The 12,217-nt window shown below is 53.3% G+C and carries 10 protein-coding genes; 3 read left to right on the forward strand and 7 right to left on the reverse strand.

Translation table 11 applies throughout. The features are described from left to right. Window positions 1-19: 19 nt before the first annotated feature. From HS105_02985 to HS105_02995, 3 genes are all read left to right on the forward strand, one after another. A complete protein-coding gene (locus HS105_02985) occupies window positions 20-1,618 on the forward strand; it encodes a tetratricopeptide repeat protein (protein MBE7515565.1) in 1,599 nt (532 codons plus the stop codon). Window positions 1,619-1,620: 2 nt separating this feature from the next. Then, the gene (locus HS105_02990) at window positions 1,621-3,249 is read left to right on the forward strand and encodes a tetratricopeptide repeat protein (protein MBE7515566.1); all 1,629 of its coding nucleotides are present in this window, start codon (window positions 1,621-1,623) and stop codon (window positions 3,247-3,249) included. A 74-nt stretch (window positions 3,250-3,323) separates the two neighbouring features. Continuing rightward, entirely contained in the window at window positions 3,324-4,736 is a 1,413-nt protein-coding gene (locus HS105_02995; GenBank protein MBE7515567.1) for a hypothetical protein, read from the forward strand. 209 nt (window positions 4,737-4,945) lie between these two features. Here the strand turns inward: HS105_02995 and HS105_03000 are convergent, their stop codons facing one another. From HS105_03000 to HS105_03030, 7 genes are all read right to left on the reverse strand, one after another. After that, window positions 4,946-5,779 carry an ABC transporter permease subunit gene (locus tag HS105_03000; GenBank protein ID MBE7515568.1) on the reverse strand — a complete coding sequence of 278 codons (834 nt, stop codon included), beginning with the start codon at window positions 5,777-5,779 and terminating at the stop codon, window positions 4,946-4,948. Between the two features lie 6 nt (window positions 5,780-5,785). Continuing rightward, window positions 5,786-6,226 carry a nitrous oxide reductase accessory protein NosL gene (locus tag HS105_03005; protein ID MBE7515569.1) on the reverse strand — a complete coding sequence of 147 codons (441 nt, stop codon included), beginning with the start codon at window positions 6,224-6,226 and terminating at the stop codon, window positions 5,786-5,788. After that, entirely contained in the window at window positions 6,204-6,923 is a 720-nt protein-coding gene (locus HS105_03010; GenBank protein ID MBE7515570.1) for an ABC transporter ATP-binding protein, read from the reverse strand. The genes HS105_03005 and HS105_03010 overlap by 23 nt, the downstream gene beginning before the upstream one ends. After that, window positions 6,920-8,269 carry a nitrous oxide reductase family maturation protein NosD gene (nosD, locus tag HS105_03015; GenBank protein ID MBE7515571.1) on the reverse strand — a complete coding sequence of 450 codons (1,350 nt, stop codon included), beginning with the start codon at window positions 8,267-8,269 and terminating at the stop codon, window positions 6,920-6,922. Before nosD ends, HS105_03010 begins: the two co-directional genes overlap by 4 nt. A gap of 36 nt (window positions 8,270-8,305) precedes the next feature. Further along, window positions 8,306-8,950 (reverse strand): hypothetical protein, encoded by a 645-nt coding sequence (locus HS105_03020; protein MBE7515572.1) that lies wholly within the window; start codon window positions 8,948-8,950, stop codon window positions 8,306-8,308. A 144-nt stretch (window positions 8,951-9,094) separates the two neighbouring features. Beyond that, entirely contained in the window at window positions 9,095-10,957 is a 1,863-nt protein-coding gene (gene nosZ, locus HS105_03025; protein ID MBE7515573.1) for a Sec-dependent nitrous-oxide reductase, read from the reverse strand. Window positions 10,958-10,978: 21 nt separating this feature from the next. Next, window positions 10,979-12,187, reverse strand: coding sequence for a c-type cytochrome (locus tag HS105_03030; protein ID MBE7515574.1), 1,209 nt, complete (start codon window positions 12,185-12,187; stop codon window positions 10,979-10,981). Window positions 12,188-12,217 lie beyond the last annotated feature (30 nt).

A 12,217-nucleotide genomic window follows, 5' to 3' on the forward strand; every position in this document is an offset into this window, starting at 1 on the left:
GGATATCATTAAAGAACCTATGAAAAAGATCATTTCCGCCGCTATTTTTGTGTTCGCTGTCATGAACATAGCCTACGCGCAGAATATCTCATCCATCGCCGATGAGACATTCAAGTACGTCAAGGCCAGCACGTTCGGCAAGCCGAAGGTCGCAAAGAACACGAAGAAGGTCTCGCTTGGCCAAGTTCGTGTGCATTTCAAGACAGTCACCTCTGCCTCCAGAGAGGCGAATCGGAATTCTGCCGACGTGACCGTATATCTTGACAGCGACCTTACCACCGGCGACCTTCAAACGCTCACGAACAATTTCTATTCGCGGCTTGCGAGCAAGCTCAACGCCCTCGGTATCGAAACCGTGCCTTTCGATGCGATCAAGCAAACGGAATATTATGCCGAGAAGCTATCGAAGCAAGCCGAGGAGAAGGGGGCAGACTTTGACGGCAAGAACGGCCAGGCCTGGGTCTCAATGAACGCATACGACGGCCCGGTCTTCGTGCGTTGGAAGCCCGAAGGGACGGTCGAGATCATCGGCTACGGCCAGCAGAAGAATCTTGCAAAGACCGCCAAAGCGACGGGCGGCGATCTGATGACCGTCGATGTTGTTCTCGATTTTGCCTCGATAATGCTCTCCGCAGAGGTGAAGCAGGACCGGCAGGGATGGTTCTATGGCGACCCATATTTTTACAGCGATTACTCGATCGGCGGGCTGATGAACGTAACGAGGAGCTATGTGTATATGGTCAACGAGGATAACGGATTCGACCAGTATTCGTCGGAGCAACCGATCGCCGAACGGATCGGATTCGCTGAAAAACCCCGCGAGGATCCCGCACGTGCGAGCTACCGCGCAGGGAAGGCATTCGGCAGCGAACGGCATTCGTTCACACCGCTCGTCATTCCTGCAAAACGGGAAATGTATATGATGGCGGCCGGAAAGGTGCTTGACCTTTACGCGGATATGCTGGCCGAAAAATTCCGGGTTCTTCGCGGCGGTGCGAAGCCTGCGGACAAACCGGCCGAAAAGCCCGTCGATCGGACCACGCTCGCACAGGTGAATGAACAAGCCAAGAAGAACAACGACACGACCGCGGTTACGACCGGCGAGATGAAGCAGGCCGCGGCGGACGCGATAAAGGCGCGGAAATATCAGCTCGCTGCTGATTACTACGAGAAGCTTGCCTCGGCCGATCCTGAAAACGCCGCCGACTATCACGTGAAGCGCGGTGCGATCTATCTCGATTACCTCAAAGACTACAAGAAGGCGGTCGATGTTTCGGAAGCATTGATCAAGTCGAATCCGAACGAGCCTGCCGGTTATTACAATCGCGGAACCGCTTACGTGTATCTCAAAGAATGGAAGAAGGCGAAGAAGGATCTTGATAAATCGATCGAACTGAAGCCTGATTGGGCGGTTGCTTATCAGAACCGTGCGTTCGCGCTTCTGAATATGCAAAAGGCGGACGATGCGCTCGCGGACCTCGAGATCGCGATACGCCTAACGCCGCGTGTAGCTGCTCTGTATCGCCTGAGGGCATACGCGTACAAGCTCAAAGGCAACGCGGCTCTTGCGGCTGCGGATGAATTGCGTGCGGCGCAGATCGAACAAGGAAGATACTAATGATGAGGATTCTGCAGATTACTTTTAGCGGGCTTTTGGTTTTTGCTTTTTGTGTCATAGCTGCGAACGCACAGACGGCGGAGGCTTTTCTTGCGAAATGCGATGCGAGCTTTGAGGGCGGAAAGTATTCCGACGCTATAAAGGAATGCACGAAGGCACTCGACGCAAAACCGGGATTTGAGGAGGCCTTGATAACGCGCGCCGGTACGTACAAGATCCTGCGGAATTATCCGGCGGCGATCGCCGATTACACCGAACTCATTCGCGTTACTGGCGGAATGGCGATGGCGTATTTCTACCGCGCCGATATTTACAAACGAACCGGCAAAGACAACGAGGCAATTGCCGATCTGACGGCATCGATAAAAAAAGACCCGAAAGGGCTTTTTGCGGCCCGTTCATATTACGAACGCGGTCTTCTTTACGACAAACTCGGAAAACCGGACGAGGCCCAAGCCGACTATTGGGCAGCCGTAAAGATAAACCCGAACCACGCTCAGGCAAAGGCGAAGATCAAATATCCGTTCGGCGACAAGACCCTGACCGAAGCGGCGAATGACATCATTCCCGGAGTCAAGACACCGGCCGATGGCCCATCTGTCAAACCGTCACCTTCACCGATAGCCGCAGCAAAACCAACTCCTTCAGCGCCGGTCAAGACCGTACCGGCAGCCGCTTCCAAATGGAAACGAACGACGTTGACGGGCACGGGGCTGAGTGTCGAGTCTCCCTTGCCGTTCGTTCTCAAGAGCGACAAGCCCGATCCGCTGCTTGAGACGATGACCGCAAACGTCTCATGGGAAATGGAGGCCGGCGGTCTCTGGGCGACCGTAAGGTATCAGAAATGGGATCAAAAGTTCACGGCGATCCGGCAGGTTTTGGAGGAGACGGTAAATATAGTCTTTGATGACCCAAACGCAGGTGCGAAGTTCGTCAAGGACACGACATTCCTCGGCGAACCCGCGGCGGTGATCGACCAGGAGCGCTTTGATCCGTACGAAAAGAAGCAAGTGCGGCAAAAGATGATCGTATTCGGCAAGCCGGCCGATTACACTCAGCTTAATTTCGTGCATCCGGCGGGCGACAAGGCCGCGGCCGCAAAGGTCGATCAGATCGTTGCCTCATTCCAAAAAGAAGGTGCGGTTGTTGCCGGCGTCTCGAAACTTCCTCCTGCAAACTGGAAGACCTTTAATTTCGGGGGCCTGTTGTTCGACTTTCCGGCACAGATCGGCGAAGGTTCGTGTGTTCAACAGCTCAGCTCGCAAGGGCAAACAGTATGCGGCAAATGGGGCGATCCGGGGAAGGAGAACCTCAGCATCGACGTTAGCTATCGAAACTACGGGAACCTTCTGGCGCCGGAGATCAAGAAATTCGCGGCTGATTATTTGGCAGAGATGAAGGAGATAATGGCGAACGATACGAGCTGGAAGGAATTCAAGAACGAGCCGTATCCGATAAATGTCGGCGAGGCCGTCAAGATCTCCGCCTCACAGGCGTACGACGGAACCAATATCATCTTCGTCGCTCGCGGAGCGGAAAGATGGCAGGTCCGAGTTTGGCATTTCAACCGTTGGGATGGCGTCCGAGACGCTCTCAAACGTGTGCTCGGGTCGATAAAGTTCAAGCAGTAGGCTAATGCTTTTTTTGCTCGAAAGAGCTTCTCATCTTTGATAGAAACGGAAAAGATCGGAATTGTATGAAGCTGATGACCAAATTTTTTGTAAATGTAGTATTGCTCGCCGTGTTTGTCGTTGCGGCGTTGTCGCAGACCACGCCGACTGCGGGCGTCGCCCCGAAAACGACCGCTACTCCCGTCCGTTATCCTGACTACAAAACTTTCAAGCAAGCGGTCGCGGCAGCGAAAGCAACGGTCAACTCCTACGAAAAGGAAGACGCCTGGCGTAAGGCCCTTGCCCTTGCAAAAACTGCCGACGAAAAAGCCGACGCGGTCCTTGGGCTCGGCGTCTTTCTTGAGAACAATAAAAAGGTCGTAACCAGCCGACCCAAAAATCATGCGCCGACAACGACTTTACTCGATCGTCTTTACGAGGCCTTCGAACTTTATTCGGGCTTCTATTTTGACCCCAATACCGCGCAACCTTCTGATAAACGCGATGAGATCTGGCTTCGGATGCTCGCTGTCGTTAGCAAAGCGAGGCCATCCAGCAGTTGGGAGGGCGCGTACAAGAAGCTGAAGATATTGAAGGATGACGAAAAGATCGCCTCGACGCTCTACCAGTCCCAGGAAGAAGTCCTCCGCAAGAGAAAAGATGCCTGGGCTGAAAGCGAATTCAGCAAACTCCTCAACGCTCCGAACATCTCGCCTGATACCAAGGCAAAAACCTATATCGCCAAGGCGGAGCTAATAAGGGAGAAGGGTGGACTGTTTGCCGATAAGCAAGCCCAATTCGAGCTTCTAAAGAAAGCAGCCGAGCTTCAGGGAGCTTCTGATGAGATAAAAGCTGACGCACTTCTTCTGATCTCTGACCTCGCCTTGCGTGCGAACGACGTGAACACCTACGCCGGGGCAAATGAAAGGGTTACCGCCCTTCCGCGATCGACAGTCGAACAAAAGGTCAAGGCATATAACGCCCTCGTTCCTTTGCTGATCAGGAATAAGAAAGCTGATGCTGCTCAGAAATATGCCGCAAGTGCTGCTGCGGTCGCCGGGTTAAATGACGACGACCGTGCCAAATTCCTCTGCTATTTGGCCGCAAGCGAGTTGATCAAACTAGATTTCCTCCCGCAAGCCGGTAGGAAAGAAGCGGAGGCGAACATCAGAAAATTCGCCTCGCGTGAAACTGAAAAGACCGTGGCCCGATTGAAAGGCGACGACAAGGTTAAGCGATACACAGAGAACGGCGAAGTGTTTTTCAGCCTAAACTTGTTCGACGCTGCGCTTCAACAATACAACAAGGCTCTGGATGTAAAACAAGGCTCAGACAAAGAAAAAGCGGCCGCACAATACTACATCGGTGAAGCTTTTGCCAAGCAGGGGAAAGATGAGGAAGCAAAGAAGGCGTATGCGGCTGTGTCCGAGGCGGATCCGAAATATCGCGGGTATGCTCAAAATAAAATAAAGGAGTTGGGAGCGAAAAAGCCGCCCTCAAATAAATGAACCGTCGTGAGAAGGCGATCTGCTGCCGGCCGGCGAGTATTTTTTTTTCGTTTTCGATCTTGCCCGCCGGTATCGAATTAGCTCCCGGAACGTGCAAAACGATTATTCTTGAAATGCGATCACGCTCTTTTGCAGATAATGTAAGTTAAAAGGTAAATGCGACGGTGGAAATAGCTCTTACGCGAACGTAATGTTTTCCGCATACTACGCTAGGCAATGTCCTGCTTTCGCAGCAGGCGGAGCGAGATCAGGATCGGAACCGCGGCCCAAACGAGCAAGCCGATCAGCAGCACCGTAATGCCCCAAATTGCGCCGCCGAGAAACTTGAGCAATGCGGCGCCTGCCGCTCCGAAGATCTCTTCGCCGTTGAGCGAAATGAGGCCCGCGACGCGAACCATATCAACCGGATTTCCGAACAGGGAGGCGAAGATAAAGTAATTTGCCGTCCGTTCTCGAAATAACAGCGAGCCTCCAAGTACAAGCAGGTCGTACAAGATAACAAAAAAGAACCAGAGCAGAAGAGCAACGCCGAATGCTTTCGTCTGGCGCCGTGAGATTATCGCCGCGAGCATCGACAGCGACAGAAAGATAAAGGACAGGAAGAGTGACAGGCCGACAAAGATCGGATAACCGAAGAAGCCTTCCGCATCGGTCTGGGTCGCGATCACGATACCGCCGATGCCAAAGCCGACAAACATCGCGCTCACTAATGCGGCAAAGAGGCCGAGAAGTTTTCCGACAAGCACCTCGCCGCGTGAAACGGGCTGCGAGAAGAGCATCTCATCATCGCCCGGAGCGGCGAGAAAGCTCTGCGCACCCATCATCAGGGCGACAAGCGGTATCAGATAAAGAACGAGGCTCAACAGGCTCGCCGTTGTACGGTTGAAGCCCTGAAAACCGATCTCGCCCGCTGTCATTGTGCCGAAATAAGAGATAACGAGTACCAGCGAGCCGAAGACGAACGCAAAAATGACCGTCCACTTGTTGCGGATCGCAACGATAAGCTCTTGTCTGGCGATGGTTATGACGGAGCTGATATCCATAGGCTGCTAATGTTCAGGCACCGAAAGTCCATTGAAACGCATAACTGTTGAGCCGGAACTCGCTGCGAATGCGTCAGCTTTTGCTTTGTCCGCGAACGGAATAAGTCCGCCGCTCATCGGCGTCTTGATCGAGCCGGTCTTTACAAAGAATGCATCATGGGCTTTTATCCACTGCCGCGAATCGAAGTCGGTAACAAATATCGCCGCAGGTTTGAGAGCGTCTCCTTCATTTTTTGCGAATTTCAGCATACAGCCGACATCATCGAACTTATAGACCTTTTCATCCGTCGCGATGATCTCAGCGGCGAACTCTTTCTCGCTGATCGCCATCCTGCAAAAGGAACACATATCATGATCCTCGATCGCAACCGGAACGATCTCGGCCGTGCCGCAGGCCGAGAAGATCAGTGCCGGCAGCAATAAGCTAACTGTTCTGAGCGTATTCAAGATAGATCTCCTCCAGTGTTTGATGGCTCTGCTCCGTGCGTTCGCGGAGTGCTTGCGCGGTCTCGACTGCGGCGAGTTTGCCGTCGATCAGAATTGCCACGCGATCGGCCAATGCCTCGACATCTGCAAGCACATGCGATGTGAAGATAATGGTCTTACCCGTTGATTTCAGGCCCTTTACAAATTTCCGGAATGCGATCGCACCCGCCGGATCGAGACTTACGGTCGGCTCGTCGAACAAAAGTACCGGAGTGTCAGGCAAACAAGCCACGGCAAGCCCAAGCTTTTGCGTCATCCCGCCCGAGAGTTCATCGACCCGCTTTTCCGAGAAACCGTTAAAGCTGAAATCCGAGTTATGCAGCGTCTCATCAATGCGCGAGGCGGGCAGCTTTCTCAGCCGGCAATAGAACTCGAGAACCTCGCGGGCGGTCAGACATTTATGAAATCCGACACGCTGCGGGAGGTAGCTCAAAAGCTGCCGCGCGGCTTGCGAATTTTGCACTGCATTGACGCTGTTGATAACGATCTCGCCCGAGGTCGGCAAAGCCAGGCCCGCAATGCACTTCAGGATGGTCGATTTTCCCGATCCGTTCGGCCCTAAAAGAGCAAAACATTCCCCTTCGGGTACGCTGAACGAAACGCCGTCAACCGCAGTGAATGAGCCGAATTTCTTGACCATGCCTCTAACTTCGATCATCCGGCAAACCCTCGCTTGAATGTAAAAATAGAAATGCCCAACAGAACAATGGAAAAGGCAAGGGCCGACCACTTTGCCGCGCCGCCGCTCTTTTCGGGTCGGAATGAAACGCCGATATCGACAGGCCGCATCAGCGGTGCACTGTCGAACTCGTTCGATCCTTTGACGATCGGGAACGACCTCTCGGCGGCTACGATCGAGCCGGCCGCCGGACTGTTGAGGTATATGCGCACTCGAGGGAAATTACCTTCCAAGTACTCAAATATATTCTGGATCTTATGCGGCACATCGCCATACGCATCACCGTCGAGGTCATAACCTTGGTAATCACTCCAAAAGTTCGACTTCCACTCAGTATTGCCGCCTTTGCCTACGAGCTGCAAAGGGCTTAAGTTGTTGATGAAATTATTCTCGGAGAAAACATTGCCGACAGAGCTTGCAAAGATCTCGGCGGCAAGGTCATTTTCGGCAACGGTATTGCGCCGGAAAACTGAGTTCTTGAGGCCTTCGAGAAATATGCCGGTCGCGTTATTCAGGATGAGATTCTCTTCGGTCACACACTGTCTGCAATCCTGAAAAAGAATACCGAATGAGCTGAATCCGCGGTTGTGGACGAAAGCGTTTCGCCGCAGTTCGATATTCTTGGAATACATAATTGCGGCTCCGGCAACATTATCGAAGAAGACATTGTCCTCAAAGATGTCATCGTCCGAGTTCATAAAATGCAGTCCGTAACGCAGGTCGGAGACGCGGTTGCGTCGGATCTGATTATTCGAACTGTTCTGAATATACATACCGTCGCGGGCAAAGGTTACAACGTTGTCTTCAAGAATATTTTTCGGCGAATTCCAAAGGTGCAGGCCCGCGCCGCGCTCACCCGGCTCTAGCTCTTTGCGGCCGACTATCGTATTGCGGCGGACGGCGTTGCTGCCCGACTGCAGCAGATATATGCCGAAAAGCACCTTGCTGAGCACATTGTCCTCTACAATGTTGCCGTTCGACTTTAGAAGGATTCCGGCATCCTCAGCCCGGAGGTCGTTGCCGCTGTTGCGGACATCAAACCCTGTGATCTTACACCCGTCGGCGATCACCGTGATAATGCTGCCTGCATCACCGCCGTCGATGATCGGCGAATCGACCCCTTCGAGCGTAACCGAGCGGTCAAGGACAATGTTCTCACGATAGGTGCCGCTCTCAACGCGGATGTGGTCGCCATTCTTTGCCGCGGCAACTGCCGAATTGATCGAAGCATAGCCGCCGCCCGGCCCGACAGTAAGCACTTCGCCCTGCGCCGAAACGCAAACGGCCGATACGATGAGAAAGACGTTTAACCACAGAGCCTTCATCGCGGTAACGTGTCTGCTATTGCTTTTCGGTCCGATCTATGCGGCGGAACGCCTTGATCGGCGGGCTGCCCTCCAAGCCCATAAGACTGCGGCCAACAACAGAATGCCGTATGCGACAAATAGAAAAGATGCTACATCCGGATAACTGTAAACCGTAAAATTACCGACCTGCTCCGTACCGAAGAGCGGCGGAGTGAATGGCGGCACCTTTATCGCCGCAGTGGGGTCGAGATTGTGCCCGTAAGTGTAAAGTCGATAATAGAAACTCCAGAAAGAATAAAGGCTGAAGTAAACAAAGGCGACGAATACATCAACAAGCTTTGACATCTTGCCGAGTACGGCTGCTCGGAACGCGAACAGTATCAAACCGCCGACCGCGAACGGAAGCCAAACAAATTCTCCAAAGTCACTCTCGAGCAAAGGCCGCATACCGATATAGTGGTTAAGTGCGTTGATCTCGCGAAGGTCGTCACGATTCTCTGTCTTTGCACCCTCGAGCCGATAGGCATAGATATCAAGCGCCAGGCCGTCAGTGTACTGATTTGAGTAGAATGTCATGTTCCATAGCGGAAAAACGAATACGAATATCAGCAGCAGGCCGGCGGCAATGGTCAGAAGCCGGCTGAGTGCGGGCAGAGGCTGTTCGAGCAGGGCGAATTTATCTGAAAGGAACGAGTCCAGCGGGCCTTCGCCGTTCGGTGTCTGTTTATTTGTGATCGGATCTTCAGTCGGCATACTCCCCTCCGTAAAAGCAGATAGAAAACGCGAAGCGACGTGAATTGTCCGAGTAGCGGGACCTTCAGCGTCGCTTCGCGGCTGTGATGGTTACTTAGGTTCGACTATCAAGTAGCCCTGCATTTCCTGGTGCAAGGCCGAGCAGAAGTTCGTGCAGTAATAAGCAAAAACTCCCGGCTTGTCAGCCACGAACTCGATGGTCTTTGTCTCGCCCGGATCGACAACGACGTTCAGGTTGTATTCGAGAAGGCCGAAACCGTGAAGTTCATCGGTGGTCTGCTCGATATTGGTCAAATGAAATGTGACCTTATCACCCTGTTTTACCGTTACTGCCGTCGGGGTGATCGTGCTGCGAACAAGCACCGTTTTAACGGTCACATGATCGCCGCTGCGTTCGACCTTGGCCTCGTTGATATCCCAAACTGCGTTCGGGTTCTTGTTCTCCTCTTTCGGATACACCTCGATCGCCTTGATCTTATCGGCCTTGATGATCTGGGCATAGTGCGGCTCCGGCTCTGTGAACGCGTTGTAGAGCAGCTTCATCTTATCACCGGCGATGCTGATGAGCTGCGAGCTTTCCGGCTGCGACGGCCCGACCGTCAGGTGAGTGCCGTGCGACAGTTTATTCAGAGCAACCAGGAATTTACCGTCAGGATCGACAGTGTCGCCTTCAGCCGTTGCAAGGTGGCCGATGTTGTAGCTCACCGGGATCTTATCAACGACATCCCATGTGCCGAGCCGCCATTTGGCTACTGCGCTCTCAACGAACAGCGACGTGTACGCGTTACCCTCGTTGTCGAACTGAGTGTGAAGCGGGCCGAGGCCTACATCAACCTCAGCTTCTTTCACAGCATCGTAGTTCAGGACAGGGATCCCGTCCTCATCGCCTGTGAAGTTCTTAGCCTGTATGGCGGCGTTGATCTTATCGATGTTAAAGACGGTCGTGATCGACTGAAGCTTGCCGCTGCCAATTATCCATTTACCGTCGGGACTGACGTCAACGCCGTGCGGGCTTTTGCTGCACGGGATCAGAAAGACAAAGCCCGGAGCATCCTTCGGGTCAATTACCTTAACGCCGTCAATTACCTTTACCTTTCCGGCCTGTACGGCTTTCTCTGCTTCTTTCCAGTTCACCGCGACAATGTAGTCGCGGTCCTTCTGTGTCGAGGTAACCTCTAGCTTTCCTGTCGCCTTTTCGGTATTGTAGCTTGTCCAGAACGCCCAACCGTCGCTCGGGCCTTTGCCCGCGTCGCCAAGGTCGTAGTTGAAAGGCGGCATCATTACCTGCCAGCCGACACTCATCTCTCCGCTGTTCGGATCGACGGCAATACCTGAAACTACGCCCTTATATTGGCCTGCATAATCCTCGATCGGAGCCGCACTGCCCTTGGGGATCGGGATCGAAAAGCGTGATGCGGCGAGCACATACTCGGAATTCGGCGTTACGAAAGAACCGCCGTGAAAGCCCGAGATGTTAGGCACGGGGCCAAGGATCTGTTTTGTCTTGAAGTCCTTCAGATCGATCCGAGCAACGCGGTTATTGCCGTTATCGTTGACAAAGAGCCAGCGTCCGTCATAGTCGCCTTTTGTTTCGCTGATGGCCGGATGGTGCACATCGCCCCACTCGTAGCCGCCGAGCATCTCCTTTGTTTCCTTGTCGAAACCGTAACCGGTTGCAGGATATTTGGCGAATACTGGTATCGTGGCAATATGCCGCATCGACGGAACGCCTGCGACATAGACGTTGCCTGAATGGCCGCCGGAATAGAATAAATAATATTCATCAAGGTCGCCCGGCGGAACATAGGTGACGGTCGCCGCTTCTGCGGAACTGCCCTGCTCCTTCTTGAGTGCAGACTTGCGACGGCAGCTGCCAATTCCCAATAATGAGCCAATAAGGATGGCGCCGATCAGCAGCCACCAGAATTTTTTCGATCCTAAAAATTTTTTCATCTAAAGCCTCCGTAGCGGTTGTTATTTGCCCGCCGGTGTCGGGCTCGGCGTAGCGTGTTTAATTTGCTGTTCCAATCTTCTCTGATATGCGACCTTCAGCAGTTCGGTCGCTTCGTTCCTTTGTTCCTTGGTCAGGGGGATCTGTGTTGAGAGAACCACGGCCATCGTGCCGGTCGGATCCTGCAGGAATTCTCCGAGCGTACGGCCGAAGCGGCTCGGAACATCCTCGACCGCTATTGACAGGTCCGGGCCGATCTCCGATGCCGACTTGATCCCGAAGCTGCTCACTGAGTGGCAGATGAAGCAGTTGTTCTTTACAAAGAAGGCCCCGTCGCCCTCGAGCATATGCTTTTCGTTGTCGATCTCAGCCTGTGTCGGCACATCCTTGAGCGTAACGCCTGAGATGTACTGAGCCGGAATAGCCTCACGCCGCCAACTCATCATAAGCAGTGATAATGCTTGCGCCTGCTGTGTTGAGAAGCCGAAGTTCGGCATCACGCTGTCCGGCGAGACCATTTTGGGGTTTTGAAAGTGTGCCATGTGCCATGCAAAGACCGATGGGATGCCGCCGATGCGTGAATAGTCGTACTGCTCGGTCGGCTTATCGCCTTCGGATGTCAGATCAGGCCCGACGGTGCCGCCGCGTCCGTTGATGGTATGACAAGCTCGGCAGCTTTTTTCCTGTACGAGGTTCTTAGCGAGGTTTATGTAGTCCATGCCCTTTGTCTCGCGGTCATACCTGTGACAGGCGTTGCAGTTCATTTCCATCAGGGCTTTCGGGCTTTTGACAAGATATGCATCTGTGATCTCATTGCCCAGCAGCGGCTGCTCCCAATGCTCGACATTGCCGTGCGCTTCCGGCAGCGTTGTTGCATAGCCCTGTCCGCCGTGGCAGCTTGTACAGCCGTATGCGGCGATCGGATGTTTCTCAAGCACTTCTGTCGGGTGCGTCCGATACGGTTCGGGGGCTGTTTCAAGGCCCTTCCATTCAACCGCCTGATGGCAGGTTATACATCGATCAGTGCGGTCGAGGTCCTTGACCCATATCTGCTGAATGCCCGACGGCACCTGTGAAGCCCGCTCTTCGCCAAACTTTTCGGCTACATATTCACGAAATTCGATCTGGTAGTCATTCCAGTCACGCGTATATTCGTGAAAGAAAATAGAGCCGGTCAGTATCAGCAGGAAGATCCCGATGACGTAAAGTTTTATTGCGTCTTTTTTGAACATTTAAGCTCTCCGATATCTGAGCTGCGGCCC

It is taken from the genome of Chloracidobacterium sp., from assembly GCA_015075585.1.
In the GTDB taxonomy this organism is placed as follows: Bacteria; Acidobacteriota; Blastocatellia; order Pyrinomonadales; family Pyrinomonadaceae; genus OLB17.